This window comes from Azospirillum oleiclasticum (assembly GCF_013423485.1).
Taxonomy (GTDB): domain Bacteria; phylum Pseudomonadota; class Alphaproteobacteria; order Azospirillales; family Azospirillaceae; genus Azospirillum; species Azospirillum oleiclasticum.
Genome location: NZ_JABFFR010000025.1, coordinates 22878 through 40976, shown reverse-complemented (window position 1 = coordinate 40976; position 18099 = coordinate 22878). Strand labels below are relative to the sequence as shown.

Genomic DNA, 18099 nt, shown 5'->3' with positions numbered 1-18099 from the left:
ACACCCGATGCGCGGATCCCGGCAACCCCTTCTCCTATCACACTACACTGCCCCGAAAGAGTAAAGCCCCGCTTAATTCTCGCAGCGCCCGTGCAGCCAGCTCCAACGCATCCCCAAGACCGCCTTCGGGCGGGGGCTGGAAAACCCTCATGACGGGGAACCATGGGCGGACACCGGTGCCAAGCCACGTCCAGTCGCGCCCGCCGATCCGCCACACGGGCGTGCCGACGGCGCCCGCCAGTTCGCCCGCCGAAACCGCCGGCGCGATCACCAGATCGAGCGCCGCGGTAAGGGCTGCCGCACTCTCGAAATCGTCGCGCAGATCGAGATCGGGCCAGCGGTGGATGGTCACGCCATGCGACCGCTCAGCCGCCGACAGTTCGGCGTCCACCTCCCCGTACTGGAGATTGATCAGCGTGACGCCGGGCACGGCGAAGACCGGTGCCCATTGGTCGAGCGTGGTGTAGGCACCGCGCCGCTCCGCCGTCAGCAACTGGCTGCGCCACGCGATGCCGACCCGCAGCCCATGAGGCAGCCGGGCGAGCCGATCCCGCCACTCCAGAATTCGAACCGGGTCCGGAACGATCCACGGACGATAAGAGTGAAAATCGGCAAGCCGTCCACGGAAAACGCGGGCCAGCGATCCCGCCGGCGTGTGCAGGTCGCAATCCGTGGTCAACCCGGCCTCGCGCCCCTCGCCATCGATCGTCTGCGCCCGCACGGTCGCCGACGGAAAGGATCGTTGAAACAACGAAACGAGCCGGACATCGCTTTCGATCACCACATGGCGTGCCCGGGCGATGGCCTCCGCGTAGCAGGAGGCGAACAGCAACTCGTCCCCCACCCCCTGCTCCCGCCAGACCAGAAGGCGCCTGCCCGCCAGATCCTCGCCACGCCAGGCCGGCAGAGCCGGCTGCCGGCCGCGCCCGACGCGGCCGGACCCGAACCGCCATGCGTAATCCGGCCAGCCCCGCGCGACGTCGCCCGCTTCGAGTCGCATCAGGCCGCGGTTGAAACGCGCCAGCGCCAGATCGGGAACCAGCGCCAGCGCGCGGTCGAACCATGCCGCCGCCTCCGCCGTGCGCTGAAGGCGCTGAAGAGCAAGGCCGAGATTGCTTGCCGCCTCGGCGTAGGCGGGATCGATCGCCAGTGCCCGCCGGTAGGCAGCGGCGCCAACCGCGTCGCCACCGCGCATCTGCACCGCATCGCCCAGGTTGTTGTGGGCGATGGCACTGCCGGGACGCAGGCGCAGGGCGCGGCGGTGGGCGGCTTCCGATTCGACGAAGCGCTCGGCCGCCCGCAGCCCGTTGCCCAGGTTGGTCCACACCTCCGCGGCGTTCGGGAACAGGGCGAGCGCCGTCCGCCAGGCACCGGTCGCAGCGCTCAGCCGTCCTTGCGCCTTCAGGGCGTTGCCCAGATTGTTCCAGGCCGCGGACAGGGTCGGCCGGTGGCGCAGGGCGGCACGGTGACGCGCCGCGGCCTCATCGGCCTGCCCCCGCAGCATCGCCAGACTGCCCAGATTGTCCTCCGCCTCGGCGAAACCGGGATCGATGCCGAGTGCCGCCTCGAAGCAATTGGCGGCGTCGTCGGCCCGTCCCAAAGACTGCATGACGAGGCCGAAATCATTGAGGAAACGCGGGTTCTGCGGGTCGCGGCGCAGCGCCTCCGCGTAGGCGTCGGCGGCGTGCCTCATCATTCCGGCTTCGCGAAGAGCCGCGGCGACATTGCCGATCAGGCCGGGATCCTCGGGTCGCAGGGCGAGCGCCGCCTGATGATAGGCGACACACTCCGCGACGCGGCCCACCGCTCCCAGCAGGGTCGCCAGCGCACCGTAGGGCGCCGGATCGGGCGGACGCAGGTCGACGGCAAGACGCAGATGCGTCATCGCCACGTCCAGTCGCCCCAGCCCTTGCTGGAGGAGGCCGAGGTTGTAATGCGCCTCCCAATAATCCGCGCGGAGCCGCACCGCCTCGGCGAAATGTCCCGCGGCCTCCGTCACCCGGCCGAGGCCCTGAAGAGCGAGCGCCAGGTTCGAATGGAATTCGGCGACTCCCGGTTTCGCCCTGATCGCCTTGCCGATCAACGCCACGGCGTCCGCGCCGCGGCCGGTCTGGTGACAGAGCACACCGAGCAGATGCAGCGGGTCGGCGTCCTTCGGTGCACGGTCCAGGATGCCGCGGTACAGCCGTTCCGCCCCGCGGAGGTCACCGCCCCGGTGGAGCGTCAGAGCCTCGGCCAGCCGGTCGCGCTTCGTCCCGCCGCTCATCGCGTGAGACTCTCAAGGAGGGCGGCGGCACGGGCGACGGCGCCCGCCATGCCGGTCCCGGCCACGGGCCGGATCACCCGCTGCGCCGGGAACCAGGGCCGGGCCGGTGTGCCGAGTTGCGTCCAGTCGCGCCCACCCAGCCGCCAGGTCGGCACGCCCAAGGCCCCGGCCATCTCGCCGACCGAACTGGCGACGGTCAGCACGAGATCGAGGGTGCTGGTGAGTGCTGCGGCACCGTCCAGGTCGTTCATCAGGTCCAAATCCGCAATGCGATGGATGCGGACGCCCGATCGCCGCTCCGCCGCAACGACGTCATCGTCACGGCCATCGTATTGAAGGCTGACGAGCTGGATGCCCGCAAGGCCGAAGAGAGGGGCCCACTCGTCAAGGCTCGTGTAGGCTGCACGCCGTGCCGTGTCCGCCCGCCGGCTTGTCCAGGCGATCCCCACCTTCAGGCCGGGACCGAGAGCCGCCACCCGTGCCCGCAGCGGCCGGACCCGATCCGGATCCGGAATCAGCCAGCCGCCGGCACGTCGGAACGCCGCGATGCGCGGGCGGAGGTGGCGCGGCAGGCTGCCGGCCGGCGCCTGCACATCGGCGTCGCGCGGGTCGGCCGTCGGCGCGCGGACAATCGTTCCGGGAAAGGAACGAGCGAAAAGCGGCACCAGCCGGCGGTCGCACTCCAGCACGACCCCGCCCGCCCGTGCGATCAGATCGGGGTAGCAGGAGGAGAACATCAGTTCGTCGCCCAATCCCTGTTCCCGCCACACCAGGATGCGCCGGCCGGTGAGATCGTCTCCGGCCCATGGTGGCAGTGCGATCCGGCGTGGTGCGAAGAGCTGGGACGACTCGAAGCGGGCGTCGTAATCCGCCCACCCCTCCTCCAACCGGCCCTGCATCAGCCGGAGGACGCCGCGGTTGAAGCGGGCCAGCGCCTGCGTGGGGTCATCCTTCAGGGCGCGGGTGAACTGGGACTCCGCCTCCGCTTCCGCTCCCTGATCCTGAAGCGCGAGCGCCAGATTGGTCCGGGCGGTGGCGTCGCGCGGGCGGCGGGCCAGAGCGGCGCGCTGAAGGTCGGCCGCCTCGGCCGGACGAGCCTGAAGCCGCCGCAGGCTGCCGAGGTTCGTCAGGGCGTCGATCGTTCCGGGCTCGGTGGCAAGCGCACGAACGAAAGCCCGTCCGGCGTCGGCGAGGCGATCCTGTGCCTGGAAGGCAAGCCCGGCGGCGTTCCAGGCCTCGGCATCCGCCGGCGCCAGCGCCAACGCCCGCCGCCAGCGCTCAACGGTCCTCGCTCCACCGGTCCGGGCGAGCGCCGCCCAGGCCGGCGCGTGGGCCGGGCGACGGCGCACCGCGTCGCGCAACAGGGGTACGGCCTCATCCGCGCGCTGCAGAGCCAGCAGGGCGTTGCCGAGCGCCAGCTCCGCCTCGGCCATACCCGGACTGGCGGCCAGCGCGCGCCGCAGATGCGGTTCCGCCTCCACCGCCCGGCCAAGCGCCTGGAGCGCGATGCCGAGGTTGCCTTCCGCCTCCGCATAGCCGGGCCGCCGGCGCAGCGCCTCCCGGTAGGCGCGCAGGGCCTCCTCATGCCGGCCCTGCAACGTCAGCGCGTTGCCCAGAGTGTTCGCCGCCTCCGGCAATGCCGGGTTCAGCCGCAGCGCCCGGCGGGCCGCGGCCTCCGCCTCGGCCCAGCGGCCCAGCGCCTGAAGCGCGTAGGCGTGGTTGGCGTGATGGTCGGCCACCCGGCCGCCGGCCCGGATCGCACGCCCGATCAGGTCGGCCGCGACTTCGAATCGTCCGGTCTGGCAGGCGATGAGGCCACGCAGGTGCAGAGCGTCGGCGTTGCGCGGGTCGGCGTCGAGAATGGCCGCGTAGAGGGCGTCGGCGTCGGCCAGCCGGCCCGCCTCATGCAGCGCCACCGCCCGCGGCAACGCCTCCGCCGGCACCACCCCCGCCGGAACCAGGACGGGACGCGGTGGATCGGCGCGCAGAACCAAAGCCCGGGCGCGGGCGCGGGCCGACGCCGCCGTCCGTCCCTGCGCCTCGCGCAGCTCCGCCAGCCCGTCGAAGGCATCGGCGGCGGCTGGATCGAGCTGAACCAACCGCCACCACGCGAGCGCGGCGGCATCCGCATCACCGGCCGCGGCACGTCCGGCCGCCAGGGCGCGATGCGCCTGGGCGAGGTCGGTGCGGAGCTCCGGTCCGACATCCGCCGTGACGGCGGCGAGACCGAACAGCTCGGCGGCAAGATCGTCCCGGCCGGCCTCGCGCCCCAACCGGCCATAGGCGCACAGGGCCGCGGTGTTGCCGGGATCGGCTTCCAGCACCGCGCGATAGCCGGCCTCCGCCTCCGGCCAGCGACCGTCCGCATGCAGGCGCCGCGCCTGTTCCAGCCGTGTCGCGGCCGGGGGGGACGGGGTCGCGAGCCGGCGGAGTGCCGCCGCGATGCGCGGAAGCGAGTCGCCGGCACCCTGTCCCGGAGCCGCCCGCCACACACGCATGGACGGGAAGGCCGGCCGGCAGCCGGTGCCCAGCATCGACCAGTCCTGCGCTCCGCCGATGCGCCAGACCGGAACACCCAGCGCGCCCGCCATTTCCCCCACCGACGTAGCCACGGTGATCACCAGATCCAGCCCCGCGGTCAGCGCCGCCGCGGCCTCCAGGTCGTTCATCAGGTCGGTGTCGGGCCAACGGTGCAGCGGGGTGCCGGCCAGTTCCGCCTCGTCGGCGTCGTATTGCAGGTTGATGAACCGCAATCCGGGCACGGCGAACACCGAGGACCACTGGTCGAGCGTGGTGTAGGCGCTCCGCCGCTCGCCGGTCATCACCCGGCTCCGCCAGCAGACGCCGACGGTGAGCCCCGGCCCCAGCGCCGCCAGCCGCGACCGCCAGAAGCCCACAAGCCCCGGATGGGGCCGCAGCCAGCCCGCCCGCGTCGGATAATCCGCCAGGGACGGCCGCAGCGCGCGCGGAAGCGACGCAACGGGAAGCTGAAAGTCGGCGTCCGCGGCGGTCAGTGTCTCGGCACCGTCCGGTTCCACCGTCTCCGCCCGCACCTCCGCGCCCGGCAGCGAGCGGGCGAGCAGCCCGACAAGGCGGCGGTCGCACTCCACCACCACACGGCCGGCCCGCTCCACCAACGCGGGCAGGCAACCGCCGTGCAGCAGCTCGTCGCCCAGCCCCTGCTCGCGCCAAACCAGGATGCGGCGCCCGGCCAGCGGCTCGCCGCGCCAGCGCGGCATCGGCAGGGCGCGCGCCGCGGACAGCCGGCCAAGCGCGAAGCGCGCTTCCGCCAGCGCGTAGCCCTCCGCCAGGGCCCCGCGGCGCAACAGCAGCAGAGCGAGGTTCCATTGGGCCAGCCGGTGCCCGTGATCGCGGTCGAGAACACGGCGGTAGAGCGCCTCCGCTTCCGCCGGGCGGCCCTGCGCCTCGCGCAGCAGAGCGAGATTGGTCAAGGTCCCGGCATCGTCCAGAGCAAGGCGCAGCGCCTCGTCATAGGCCGCCTCGGCCGCCCGGATGCGGCCCGTCTCCTTCAGAACGACACCGAGATTGCCGTACGCCTCGTGGTTGGCGGGATCGCACCGGAGTGCGGCGTGCAACGCCGACTCCGCCTCCGCATGGCGGTCGAGCGCCCGCAGCGCCGTGCCGAGGTTGACCAGCGCTTCCGCGTAACCGTCGCGCAACACGATCGCGCGGCGATAGGCCGCGACGGCCTCCTCCACCCGCCCGAAATCCTGGAACGCCGTTCCCAGATTGCTGTGCGCCTCGGGATAGGCCGGCCACAGCGCCAGCGCCCGGCGATAGGTCGCGATGGCGTCCCGCACGGATCCGAGCGCCTGCAGCGCCAGCCCATGATTGCCATGATGTTCCGCAACGGCGGGATCGAGCGCCAGCGCCTGCTCGATCAGATCCCGAGCCTCACGGGGTTGGCCGCGCTGATAGGTGAGCACACCCAGCAAGTGCAGGGCGCCCGCATGCAGCGGATTGTCGTTCAACAGACCGCGGTACAGTCGCTCGGCGTCGGCATGATGCCCGGCGCGATGCTCGGCCAGCGCCGCGGCGAGGCGGCGATCGGTGTCCATCCGCCATCTATAGCTTGAGGCCGGCGACGCCGTCCAGCGTCACGCCCTCCAGCGCCTTGCGCTGGATCCTGGCGCCGAACAGCTTGGCGTGGCTGAGGTCCGCCCCGACCATGTCGCAGCCCGTCAGGTTCGCGAAGGACAGGTCGGCCCCGCACAGCACCGCACCCCGCAGGTTGGCCCCGGACAGGTTCACGTAGCGCAGCCGCGCTTCCGTCAGGTCGGCGCGCATGGAACGCTTCTCGTCGAACACCAGGGGCCGCAGGTTGACCGCGCCGAGATCGGCGTTGTTGAGCTTGGCGCCCTTCAGGTTGATGCCGCGCAGGTCGGCACCGGGCAGCGACGCCGTGCGCAGGTCCGACCTCTCCAGCACCGCCGCCTGGAGTTGCGCGCCGGTCATGTCCATCCCGTAGAAGGTGGCGCCCACCGCGCGCAGCATGGTCAGACAGGCGTGCGCCAGCGAACCCGCCCCGCGCATGTCGAAGCCGGCAAGGTCGAGCGCCCGTCCCTCCGCGCCGCCGCTGCCGACCCACTGCATGTGCTCGAACATCAGGTCCTGAAGGGGCCGGCCAAGATCGGCGAAGGGCTTGCCGGACGGGTTGTCGGTCAGCGTGTCCTCGACCACCGCGTCGGTCAGGTCGGTCATGGTCATCGCCGCACCGGTCAGCACCGCCCCGCGCAGGTTCGCCCCGCGCAGGTCGGCACCGGACAGGTCGGCGCCCTCCAGGATCGAGCCGCTGAAATTGGCGCCGCGCATGGTGGCGCGCACCAGCTTGCAGCCGCGCATCACCGCGTCGGTGAAGTCGGTGTGCACCGCCATGGCGCCGGACAGCCTGGCGTTGGTCAGGTTGGCGCCGCTGAGATCGGCGCCCGACGCCTCGGTGGGTTGGGTGTCGATGTGAACGACGCGCAGGGTGCCGTCACGCTCCTTCTCCGCCAGCGTGCCGTCGCGCAGGTCCGACTCGAACAGATTGGCGTTGATCAGCACCGCCCCGCGCAGGCAGGCACCGCGCAGATCCGTCTTGATCAGGCTGGCCCCCTCCAGGTTCGCCTGCCGCAGGTCGCAGGCGAACATGATCGCGCAGTCCAGCTTGGCCCCGGCGAGATTGGCCCCGCGCAGCGACGCGCCGACGAAGTCCGCGTGCGCGAGATCGCGCCCGGCGAGGTTGAGCCCGGACAGATCATGGTAGGACAGGTTGGCCCTGGCACCGCCCATGCGCGCGTTGCGGAACATCTCGTGCCGACGGACGGCCAGCTCCAGCTTGACCTGATCCAAACGGGTCAACGGGCGCGATTGGGACATGCACGGCAGCTCCCTCTGGGTAGGCAAGGGTAAGCCATGGACAGCCGAAAGACCATTGCCCATCGGGACAGGTGTCGCTTGACGCACCGCCGGGACGGGCATCAGGATGACCGTCGTGACCAGCGACGACGCCAATCCCGGACAAGACCTCCTGCGCTTCGCGGGCGACCGCCGTTTCGCAACCGTTCTGGCCGATCCACCCTGGCGGTTCGCCAACCGCACCGGAAAGATGGCTCCGGAACACCGCCGGCTGTCCCGCTACGGCACCATGTCGGAAGACGAGATCGCGGCCCTGCCCGTGTCCTCGCTGGTGGCGGAGACGGCGCATCTGTATCTGTGGGTGCCCAACGCGCTGCTGCCTGACGGCGTGCGCGTGCTGGAAGCCTGGGGCTTCACCTACAAGACCAACCTCGTCTGGCACAAGCTGCGCAAGGACGGGGGGTCGGACGGGCGTGGCGTCGGCTTCTACTTCCGCAACGTGACGGAGCTGCTGCTGTTCGGGGTGCGCGGCCGCAACGCCCGCACACTGGCGCCGGGCCGCCGCCAGGTGAACTACATCGGCACCCGCAAACGCGAGCACAGCCGCAAGCCCGACGAGCAGTACGACCTGATCGAGGCCTGCAGTCCCGGCCCCTATGTGGAACTCTTCGCCCGCGGCTGCCGTCCCGGCTGGACCTCCTGGGGCAACCAAGCCGACGACGGATACGAACCGACCTGGGCCACCTACCGCCACAACTCCGCCGCGGAACAAAAGAAGTGTGACGGGGACGCCGCTTCCCTGGCAACCACAGGGCGATTCGTGTCTAGGCGCTGAGTCGCTGGTCGGTTCCGAGCAGAAGATCCGTGCCATCGGACAGCGTTCCAGCGCCCACCAGGGGCATAAGCGCGACAAGCCCTTGATCGGCATTCGGATCACTCCAGAGCAGTGCAGCGTTGGCCACCGGGGCGGGCCCCGCGGCCGCAACCGGTCCGCTTCCAGGTAGGCGGATAGCGACGTTTGTGGTGGCACCCCAGCGGATGCCATCATGGGCCATGAAGCTCAGCGTCTCGTTGCCATTGCCCCTGTAGGTCACCTTGGCGAAATCGCTGGCGGTGAACTGGAACACCCCCTGCGCCTGCAGGGTGGCATTGGTGAGGTTCACCGCGCCGTTCAACACCAGCGCCCCAGCACCCGCCGGGTTGGTGACCCGGTAATATTGGACCGTGTCCTCCGCGTCCGTCGCCGAATACAGGTCGGACAAGTCCACCGACGCCCCTTTCGCCAGCGTTGTCGGAATCCCCACACCGGCCGGCGCCGCGTTGGTGACGGCCACGTTGGTGGCGGCACCCCAGCGGAGGCCGTCATGCGCCATGAAGCTCAGCGTCTCGCTGCCGTTGCCGGTGTAGGTCACCTTGGCGAAGTCGCTGGCGGTGAACTGGAACACCCCCTGCGCCTGCTGGGTGGCGGTCAGCATGTTCACCGCGCCGTTCAACACCAGCGACCCCGCACCCGCCGGGTTGGTGACCCGGTAATATTGGACCGTGTCCTCCGCGTCCGTCGCCGAATACAGATCGGACAAGTCCACCGACGCCCCCTTCGCCAGCGTTGTCGGAGTCCCCACACCGGCCGGCGCCGCGTTGCGGATGGCGACATTGGTGGCGGCGTTCCAGCGGAGGCCGTCATGCGCCATGAAGCTCAGCGTCTCGCTGCCGTTGCCGGTGTAGGTCACCTTGGCGAAATCACTGGCGGTGAACTGGTAGATCCCCTGCGCCTGCTGGGTGGCGGTCAGCATGTTCACCGCGCCGTTCAACACCAGCGACCCAGCACCCGCCGGGTTGGTGACCCGGTAATACTGGACCGTATCCTCCGCGTCCGTCGCCGAATACAGATCGGACAAGTCCACCGACGCCCCCTTCGCCACCGCCGTCGGCGTCCCCACACCGACCGGCGCCGCGTTGGTGACGGCCACATTGGTGGCGGCGTTCCAGCGGAGGCCGTCATGCGCCATGAAGCTCAGCGTCTCGCTGCCGTTGCCGGTGTAGGTCACCTTGGCGAAATCACTGGCGGTGAACTGGTAGATCCCCTGCGCCTGCTGGGTGGCGGTCAGCATGTTCACCGCGCCGTTCAACACCAGCGACCCCGCACCCGCCGGGTTGGTGACCCGGTAATACTGGACCGTATCCTCCGCGTCCGTCGCCGAATACAGATCGGACAAGTCCACCGACGCCCCCTTCGCCACCGCCGTCGGCGTCCCCACACCGACCGGCGCCGCGTTGGTGACGGCCACATTGGTGGCGGCGTTCCAGCGGAGGCCGTCATGCGCCATGAAGCTCAGCGTCTCGCTGCCGTTGCCGGTGTAGGTCACCTTGGCGAAATCGGCGGCGGAGAACTGGGAGATGCCCTGCGCCCGCTGGGTGGCGTTGGCGAGGTTCACCGCACCGTTCAGCACCAACGACCCCGCACCCGTCGGGTTGGTGACCCGGTAATACTGGACCGTGTCCTCCGCATCGGTCGCCGCATAAAGCGCCGTCAGCGCCACCGACGCCCCCTTCGCCACCGCCGTCGGCGTCCCCGCGCCGACCGGTGCCGCGTTGCGGATGGCGACTGCGGTCACCGCGCTCCAGCCAATGCCGTCATGCGCCATGAAGCTCAGCGTCTCGCTGCCGTTGCCGGTGTAGGTCACCTTGGCGAAATCGGCGGCGGAGAACTGGGAGATGCCCTGCGCCCGCTGGGTGGCGTTGGCGAGGTTCACCGCACCGTTCAGCACCAACGACCCCGCACCCGTCGGGTTGGTGACCCGGTAATACTGGACCGTGTCCTCCGCATCGGTCGCCGCATAAAGCGCCGTCAGCGCCACCGACGCCCCCTTCGCCACCGCCGTCGGCGTCCCCGCGCCGACCGGTGCCGCGTTGCGGATGGCGACTGCGGTCACCGCGCTCCAGCCAATGCCGTCATGCGCCATGAAGCTCAGCGTCTCGCTGCCGTTGCCCGTGTACGTCACCTTGGCGAAATCGGCGGCGGAGAACTGGGAGATCCCCTGCGCCCGCTGGGTGGTGTTGGCAAGATTCACCGCGCCGTTCAGCACGAGCGACCCCGCGCCGGTCGGGTTGGTGACCCGGTAGTACTGGATCGTGTCCTCCGCATCGGTCGCCGCATAAAGCGCCGACAGCGCCACCGACGCCCCCTTCGCCAGCGCCGTCGGTGTGCCGACGCCGACCGGTGCTATGTTCGCCGACACCGAACCGGCAAGAATCGTCGTGTCCGAAAAGCTGAGGGATTCGATGCCGGTGAGAATGTCGCTCCCGTCAACGCCCGCCGAACGGTCTACGACCTTGATCTGCGCACCGTCCCGCCAGATCCGGTATTGCGACAGCTGGCCGGAAAACACCGCCGTGTCGTTCCCGGCACCTCCGTCGATGACATCATTGCCGGCACCGCCCGTGAGGATGTTGTCGACGGCGTTGCCGAAGATCGTGTCGTTTCCGGAACCGCCGATGGCGTTTTCAATGGTGGCGCCGTAGGCAATGGCGAAGTTGTTGACAGCCGCTCCGCCCGATGCGTTCACACCGATGGAGCTGAAAGACCCGGCGGTCAGCCGGATCGTGGCCGCGCGGGTCTGGTTCGAGGCGTCGATCGTGTCGGTGCCGCCAGCGTCCCAAATGGTCTTGGTCACCGGTGCGGCGTTGGAAATAGAATAGCTGTCGTCGCCGATCGCCCAGTTCATGTTGGCGCCATACAGGTACTGAAGCGCGCGGATATCGAAGAGTTGCAACGTCTGCGGATTGGCGTTGCTCAGCGTCCCACCGTTGTAGGACATGACCGTGTACGCCACTTTGTCAGTCGACGCCGGAAGATAGGGCCCCGCTGTACCGCCGCCGCCGGCGTTGTAGTTGCCGGGGTGCTTGAGCCCCATCGCATGACCGATCTCATGGATGGCGGTCATGAAACCGTAGGTTCCGGGTGTCAGCGTCTTGTTCGGAGCGTAGTCAACGTTGAAGAAGACATCACCGCTTACACCGGTGCTTCCACCATAATAGGCATACGCCGCGGACCCGCTGCCCATCCGGGACTGCGCGAAGGTCATCTGCCCAACGCCGCTGCTGGCCTCCACGAACGTGACGTTGCAGACCTGCTCGTACACATCGAGCACCGCGCGGATGCCGGCCTTCATGCCAGCCGTCACCGCCTGGAACCCATTGCGTTCCGCCGCGTTCGCCGCGTAATAACCGGGCAGCGTGCTGGGAAAGCTGTAGGTGATCGTGACCGGAGTGCCGACGGCGGCGCCCGCGTTCCAGCGGTAACCATTGCCCGCGAGCAAGGCGTCGATGCTGGTGTTGCCGGTAAGGAACGCCATGGCACTTCTCCCTCGTTTCCCTGTCCGCGCTTAGCGTGGGCCTGGCACCGACACCAGCGGATCGACCACCCCAACGCCCAGCGCGGTCCGCAGTGCGGCACGGACTTTGCCCGGCATGTCCCCTGATTTCCCGACCACGACGGACGGGGGGATCAGGAAGAAGGGGATTCCGTCGCTCACCTGACCCGGACGCCGGATCTCGACCGCGATGGCGACCATCGATGAGTCGCCCGGTGCACCAGCCACCGTCGCATGCAGCGCCACAACCAACCCGCCCCCATCGGCGAGCGCCTCGTCCCCCGGCTCGACGGGCTGGACCGGCAGCGTCCCCCGCCCTTTCGCCGACAGGCCATCGACCAGCACCCGGCGGGCCTGTTCGAGCAGGTCCCGGCAACCGAGCGCCGGCGTTTCCGCGGGCGACACCCGGCACACGAGCAGCACCCGCTCGACACCCATGAAGGCCGGAACCGGCATTCCCATTGACACGTCGGTCATTCCCACGGTTGCGACGATCCCGGCTGCGACCACCGCCATCATCCGAAGCGCCCGGCGCTCACCGGTCTGCCCCGGAATGATTGACGCATCCCTAACTGCCGTGAACATTGCAGAATCGCCATGATAATAATCCGATAATCGTCGTGGTATAATCCTCCGATCCCTGCCGATTGTCCATTGCCCTCGTCGGTGAACAATCGCCGCAGGGCAGCCCGCCTCAAGGCTCGCGCAGGCTCTCGTCGAAGACCCGCAGAACCGGGTTGAGGAAGTAGGACAGGACGGTGCGCCGTCCCACCAGGATCTCCGACGACACGATCATACCCGGGATGAGCCGGAACCCCTCGGGCAGATTGCGCAGAGCGCTGCGCTCGATGGCGATCCGGCAGCGGTACACGGTGCGCTTGCGATCCTCCTCCGGACGAAACACGTCCTCGGTGACCACCCGGATCGTGCCCTCAAGATGGCCGTGCTGCTGGAACGGCAACGCTTCCAGCTTGAGCCTGGCGAGATCGCCGCTGCGGACGCGGCCGATGTCGGCCGCTTCCACCTCCGCCTCCACCTCGGTCGGCACGTTCATGGGAACGAGCGTGATCAGGGGATCGCCACCGCGCGCCACCGAGCCCACCGATCGCTGCGCGATCTCCAGCACAACGCCGTCGGAGGGCGCGCGCAGATCGACCAGTGTGCTCCGACGGTCGGCCTTCGCCAGCTCCTGGGTCACGGAGTCGATCTCGCGGGTGACGGCCAGCAGACGGTCGGAGTCCGTGCGACGGGATTCCTGGAGGAACGAGTCGCGCTCGTGCACGGCGCGGCGCGCCTCGTGTTCGAGGTCGCGCTCCTCGCCCGCTTTGGCTGCGAGCTGCTCCCGGATGCCGAGAACGGCAAGGCGTGCCTCCATGACGGTGAGCTGCGAGCCGACACTGCGCCGCAGAAGTTCCTCGCGCATCGCCAGAATTTGCTCGGACACCTTCAACCGCTCGCGCAGGCTCGCCTGAAGACCGCGGTTGGATGCGATGCTGGCCTCGAGCTTGGCGATGGTCGAGTCGAGGGAGGAGAGCCGGGCCCGCCGCTCCGCCCGTCTCTGTTCCATCAGACGCGCCTGGAAGCCGCGGATGGGATCACCGGATGCGACAGGAAAGGGCACCCCGTCGATTTCGGTGCGCAGCCGGTCACCCTCCGCCGTCAGGCTGTCCAGCCGTTCCCTAAGTCCCGCGGCGTCCGCCTGCACGAAGGTCGCATCGAGTGTGGCCAGCCGATCGCCTTCACGCACCGCGGCACCCATCGTGACGTCGAGGGAACGGATGACGCCCGTCTCCAGGGGCTGCACCACGATCAGGGGCTTGGTCGTCACCACCCGGCCGGTGGCCACAACGATCCGGTCGGTCTCGGCCAGCGACGCCCAGAGCATGAAGGTGAGGACGATGGCAACCACGGTGTGCAGGATCGCCCGCGCCGCCCTCGGCGGTGGCCGTTCCTCCAGCGCGACGGCATCGGACTGGAATTCGGACACCGTGGCCGTTCGCGGCCGGGGGGCCGCGGGCGGGCGGGCGGGGCCGTCGGAGTTGGTCCCGGCGCTCATCGCATCGCCCGTGTCTGCATGTCCCAGAGATGTTTGTAAACGGGGCAATTCCCCAACAATTCCTCGTGGCGGCCCAGCCCCACCATCCGTCCGGCATCCAGCACCAGGATCGCGTCGGCCGATCGGATGGACGTCAGGCGATGGGAAATGATGATCGTGGTCCGGCCGCGCGTCAGCGCCGGAAGATGGGCCTGGACGATCGCTTCGCTCTCGGGATCGAGGGCGCTGGTCGCCTCGTCGAGGATCAGGATCGGGGGCCGGCGCAGCAGCGCGCGGGCGATGGCCAGACGCTGCTTCTGCCCACCCGACAGGTTCGCCGCCGCCTCCTCGAGAACCGTGTCGTAGCCGTGGGGAAGCCGCTGCACGAACTCGTCGGCTCCGGACAGACGGCAGGCTTCCACCACCGCGTCCAGCCCCGCCTCGGGCAGGCCGATGGCAACGTTCTCCCGGATGGAGCCGCGGAACAGGAAGCTCTCCTGAAGGACCACCCCGACCTGCCGTCGAAGGTGGACCCGATCGATCTCGCGCAGGTCGTACCCGTCGATCCGCAAAATCCCGCCCTGCGGCAGGTCGATTCCCTGGAGCAGCCGCACCAGGGTCGATTTCCCGGACCCGCTTCGCCCGACGACGCCGACCACCGCTCCGGCCGGGATGGAGAATGTCAGGCGGTCGAGCGCCGGCAGGGCGGCTCCAGGATACGAGAAGCGGACCCCGTCGAAGGACAGCGCGCCGCTCAAGCGCGGCAGAAGGCCGCCCGTAAGACCCGACTCCGGCGCCGCATTCATCACTTGGCCGAGCATGCGGACGGACAACGCCGCCTGCTGATAGTCGCTCACCAGCGTCACCAACTGGATCAGCGGACCGGTCACCCTGTTGGACAGCATGGTGAAGGCCACCAGCTCGCCCACCGTCAAAGTGCCGTCGAACACGAAGCGCACACCCAGCCATAGCACCACGACCCCCATGGACTTCTCCAGGAAGCCGGATACCGAACGCGCCGACGCCGACAGGCCGCCCACGGCCACCGAGCGCTCCACCACTTCCGCCGAGCCACCATCCCAAAGCCGCCGCCGGGCCGGTTCCAGGGACAGCGCCTTGACCGTTCCAATGCCGTGCACCGTCTCCACCAGCAACGCCTGCCGCTCGGCCTCCGCACGGTAGAGCGCCTGCAGCCGGCTTCGCAGGGCGCCCGCGGCGACCGCCAGGACCATCGCCATCGCCGCCGCGAATCCCAGCACCACAGCCGTGAGCAGCCCGCTGTACACGGCGAGCACCGGCACGAAGACGACCAGGGCCACCGAATCGAGAAGCGTGAAGAACAGACGCCCGGTCAGGAATTCGCGGACCACGCGCCCTTGCTGGACGTGGTTGATGAGCACGCCCGAGGAGATGCGCTCGAAGTACTCCTGCGGCAGGGACAGCAGGTGGGCGAAGACCGCGGTCGCCATGCGGATGTCGATCTTCGACGTGGCGTGCAGCAGCAGCAACGTCTTCAGATAGAGCAGCAACGAGTCGAAGCCGATGGCGATCAGCACGCCGACGCCGAGCGCCGTCAGCGTCGCCTCGCTGTGATGCAGGACCACCTTGTCGATGACGATCTGGAAGAAGATCGGCACGGCGAAGGCAAGAAGCTGGAGAACGAGAGCCGCGACCACGACGTCGCGGAACGCCGTGGACTGCCGCAGGATCTCGGGCACGAACCAGCGCAGCCCGAAACGCAGCGGCGGGTCGGTCAGGCGCAACCGGCGTCGGACCAGCACCACCTCGCCACCCCAGACCCCCTCCAGCGCCTCCCGCGTCCAGAAGTCGAATCCGGACAGCGGTGCCAGCGGGTTGCGCACGACCACCTCGACGCTGTCTCCATTGCGTCGGACACCGCCCAAGACCACGAAGCTGCCGTCCCGCAGCCTGAGCACGGCCGGGAGTGCGTCATCCAATGCGGTGATCCCGTCCCAGTCCATGCGCGTTGCACGGGCGGTCAGGCCGCCCCCCCGGGCCAGACGGACGAGGCGGACGGGGTCCAGTTCCGATCCGTCGAGGGCGTGGTCATGGACCAGCCGCTCCTCCGACAGATCCAGGCCGTAGTGCCGCCCGATGGCGACGAGGCACCAGAGCCCGGTGCGTCCGGGTACCGCTGCGCTCTCGATCATGCCGACGGCCTGCGTCACGGGGCTTGCGTCTCCGGAGGTTGGACAGGATGCTCAACCGGCGGTGCGAAGCAGCGCCTGCGTCCGGGTTTCCCCGGGGCGTCGCTCCAGCGACGACATGCCGCGCCGGCGCAGGTCGGCGAGCCGGGCGCGGCAATCGGCCAACTCGGCCAGGGCTCGGTCGATGGCCGGTACACCGTCGACCGCGGCCGCGGCCGTCGCGACCGCCCGGTCGGCGATCGTCCGCATCTGGTTCCGCCGGTCAAGGATGGACGCGCTGTTCCAGATGAGCTCGGCAGCCTCCACCGCCTCGCGCGCCGCCACGTCCGCCTGTTCCGCGGCCCTCAACATCGCGCGACCGGACCACAGCCGCTTCCAACCCGGCATGCGCTCCACCGCGGTTCCCGCGGCGGCCAAATCCGCCGATGCCGCTGCGGCGCGCTCAAGCAGGGCACGCCAATGGGGTTGGATGACGTCCCTGAGTTCCTCGTCGGCGACACGGTGCAAGGTGCCATCTCCAGCGGCAGCGAGAACAGGCCGCGGATTCGGATCCCAGGGCAGCGTGAAGACCGCCCCCTCCAACAGCGCGGTGCGCCGCCGTCGAAGGTCCGCATCCTCCTCGTCCAGCGCGCGGCCGATATCGGCGAGTTGCTCGGGTCGCGTGGCGGGTGCCGGTGGTGCGGGGTCGGGTGCCGGCGCTTCCACGGGCGCCGCCTTAGGCACCAGCCGGGGAGACGGCCTGAACGGGACCATCGTTCCGGTCAGCGCCAACGCCGGGCGCATCGGCGCGGAAGCCGGAGTCCTTGTCGGAATCTGTGTCGGAACCTGTGTCGGAACCTGTGCCTGAACCGTCGGCGGAGTTCGCCAGAGCGCCCCCTCGAGGGCGGAAACGGCCTCGTCGACCCGCCGGTTCGCGTCCAAGGCGCGCCGCACATCCAACTGCGGAGGGGGTTCGCTATCCTGCGTCATCGGACCTGCACCGGTATCAGCGCTGGCCCCCGGCGGCCACCTCGACCACCGGCGGGGCCTCACCCCCGGCCAGAGGGCCGGAGGATGGCCATCGCTCCACACCGAAGACCGACGCCAGAGGACGCACCTCATCCGCGAAGCGCCGCAGCCAGGAGCCGATGCGCATGCGGTCGGCCATCGAGACCTTGTCGCTGCCGGCAAGCGCGCTGAAGCGGGAGGCAAGAACGTCGCTGTTCAGGAACGTCTGGGCTTCCAGGTTCGGCATGGCGATCTCGATGCCTCCGGCCTGCAGGAAGCGCTCGCGGTCGCCGGACCGCCACACGGCGAAGGCCGACTCGCCGTACTGTTCGTTGCGAACGGCAAGGACCGCCGCCGGCGCGGGAGCGTTCTCCGCCAGCCATACCGCGGTCTGATGGGTGGTCCAGTTCGCCGTGAGCGGCGCCACGAACACCGGCCGCACCCCGATGCCCTGGCAACTGCGCACGAACTCGGCGATGGCGCGGCCGACCTGGGGAATGCCCATCACGTTCACCAGATCGCTCCGGAAACCGCTGGGCAGGTCATGCAGGAAGATGTCGATTCCGCGCAGACCCATGCTGTCCAGCAGCAGGTCCCGGCCGAGATCACGGTGACGAAGGTCGTAAAGGACGCAGCCGGTGCGCGGATTCTGTCTCTCCAGCGGGATCACGGTGCCGTCCGGCGACCATTCACAGAACATCCGGAACAGGCTGCGGCAGGACCAGTCACCGTCGAACAGCCCCACCTTCACGCCGCTCGCCCGGCACAGGTCGGCAAACGCACGCGCCCATGTCGATTTCCCGATGCCACCCTTATCACCGACGAGGAGAACAATAGAGGGCATTCACAGGCGATCCTTGTTGATCCGGCAGGGCGGCCTTGGCAGCCATGATGGCACCTGCATGGTGTATG

General features: G+C 69.5%; 10 protein-coding genes. 1 reads left to right on the top strand and 9 read right to left on the bottom strand.

The window, feature by feature from the left end:
- Positions 1–37: 37 nt before the first annotated feature.
- Genes HL658_RS23015 through HL658_RS23000 form a run of 3 tightly spaced genes read right to left on the bottom strand, consistent with a single transcriptional unit; the run spans position 38 to position 7645 of the window.
- Positions 38–2266, bottom strand: coding sequence for a tetratricopeptide repeat protein (locus HL658_RS23015; RefSeq protein ID WP_180284225.1), 2229 nt, complete (start codon positions 2264–2266; stop codon positions 38–40).
- Positions 2263–6345 carry a tetratricopeptide repeat protein gene (locus HL658_RS37300; protein WP_246337808.1) on the bottom strand — a complete coding sequence of 1361 codons (4083 nt, stop codon included), beginning with the start codon at positions 6343–6345 and terminating at the stop codon, positions 2263–2265. The genes HL658_RS23015 and HL658_RS37300 overlap by 4 nt, the downstream gene beginning before the upstream one ends.
- A 7-nt stretch (positions 6346–6352) precedes the next feature.
- Positions 6353–7645, bottom strand: coding sequence for a pentapeptide repeat-containing protein (locus tag HL658_RS23000; RefSeq protein ID WP_180284224.1), 1293 nt, complete (start codon positions 7643–7645; stop codon positions 6353–6355).
- A 106-nt stretch (positions 7646–7751) separates the two neighbouring features.
- Here HL658_RS23000 and HL658_RS22995 point away from each other — a divergent pair, with 106 nt between their 5' ends.
- The gene (locus tag HL658_RS22995; protein ID WP_180284223.1) at positions 7752–8459 is read left to right on the top strand and encodes an MT-A70 family methyltransferase; all 708 of its coding nucleotides are present in this window, start codon (positions 7752–7754) and stop codon (positions 8457–8459) included.
- Here HL658_RS22995 and HL658_RS22990 read toward each other — a convergent pair.
- From HL658_RS22990 to HL658_RS22965, 6 genes are all read right to left on the bottom strand, one after another.
- Positions 8449–11979 carry a M10 family metallopeptidase C-terminal domain-containing protein gene (locus HL658_RS22990; RefSeq protein WP_180287668.1) on the bottom strand — a complete coding sequence of 1177 codons (3531 nt, stop codon included), beginning with the start codon at positions 11977–11979 and terminating at the stop codon, positions 8449–8451. The two genes, HL658_RS22995 and HL658_RS22990, sit on opposite strands and share 11 nt — an antisense overlap.
- A gap of 30 nt (positions 11980–12009) precedes the next feature.
- Complete coding sequence (locus HL658_RS22985) at positions 12010–12516, bottom strand: hypothetical protein (RefSeq protein ID WP_180287667.1); 507 nt, start codon at positions 12514–12516, stop codon at positions 12010–12012.
- A gap of 175 nt (positions 12517–12691) precedes the next feature.
- On the bottom strand, positions 12692–14053 hold the full coding sequence (locus HL658_RS22980; protein ID WP_180284216.1) for an HlyD family type I secretion periplasmic adaptor subunit: 1362 nt from the start codon (positions 14051–14053) through the stop codon (positions 12692–12694).
- Positions 14050–16221, bottom strand: coding sequence for a peptidase domain-containing ABC transporter (locus HL658_RS22975; protein WP_211109819.1), 2172 nt, complete (start codon positions 16219–16221; stop codon positions 14050–14052). The genes HL658_RS22980 and HL658_RS22975 overlap by 4 nt, the downstream gene beginning before the upstream one ends.
- 33 nt (positions 16222–16254) lie before the next feature.
- Positions 16255–17169, bottom strand: a complete 915-nt coding sequence (locus HL658_RS22970; RefSeq protein WP_180284215.1) for a hypothetical protein — start codon at positions 17167–17169, stop codon at positions 16255–16257.
- A 16-nt stretch (positions 17170–17185) separates the two neighbouring features.
- Positions 17186–18031 carry a P-loop NTPase family protein gene (locus HL658_RS22965; protein WP_180284214.1) on the bottom strand — a complete coding sequence of 282 codons (846 nt, stop codon included), beginning with the start codon at positions 18029–18031 and terminating at the stop codon, positions 17186–17188.
- Positions 18032–18099 lie beyond the last annotated feature (68 nt).

Coding starts and splice junctions, on each gene's coding strand:
- HL658_RS23015 (WP_180284225.1), bottom strand. CDS start 2,266: ATGAGCGGCGGGACGAAGCGCGACCGGCTGGCCGAGGCTCTGACGCTC.
- HL658_RS37300 (WP_246337808.1), bottom strand. CDS start 6,345: ATGGACACCGATCGCCGCCTCGCCGCGGCGCTGGCCGAGCATCGCGCC.
- HL658_RS23000 (WP_180284224.1), bottom strand. CDS start 7,645: ATGTCCCAATCGCGCCCGTTGACCCGTTTGGATCAGGTCAAGCTGGAG.
- HL658_RS22995 (WP_180284223.1), top strand. CDS start 7,752: ATGACCGTCGTGACCAGCGACGACGCCAATCCCGGACAAGACCTCCTG.
- HL658_RS22990 (WP_180287668.1), bottom strand. CDS start 11,979: ATGGCGTTCCTTACCGGCAACACCAGCATCGACGCCTTGCTCGCGGGC.
- HL658_RS22985 (WP_180287667.1), bottom strand. CDS start 12,516: ATGATGGCGGTGGTCGCAGCCGGGATCGTCGCAACCGTGGGAATGACC.
- HL658_RS22980 (WP_180284216.1), bottom strand. CDS start 14,053: ATGAGCGCCGGGACCAACTCCGACGGCCCCGCCCGCCCGCCCGCGGCC.
- HL658_RS22970 (WP_180284215.1), bottom strand. CDS start 17,169: ATGACGCAGGATAGCGAACCCCCTCCGCAGTTGGATGTGCGGCGCGCC.
- HL658_RS22965 (WP_180284214.1), bottom strand. CDS start 18,031: ATGCCCTCTATTGTTCTCCTCGTCGGTGATAAGGGTGGCATCGGGAAA.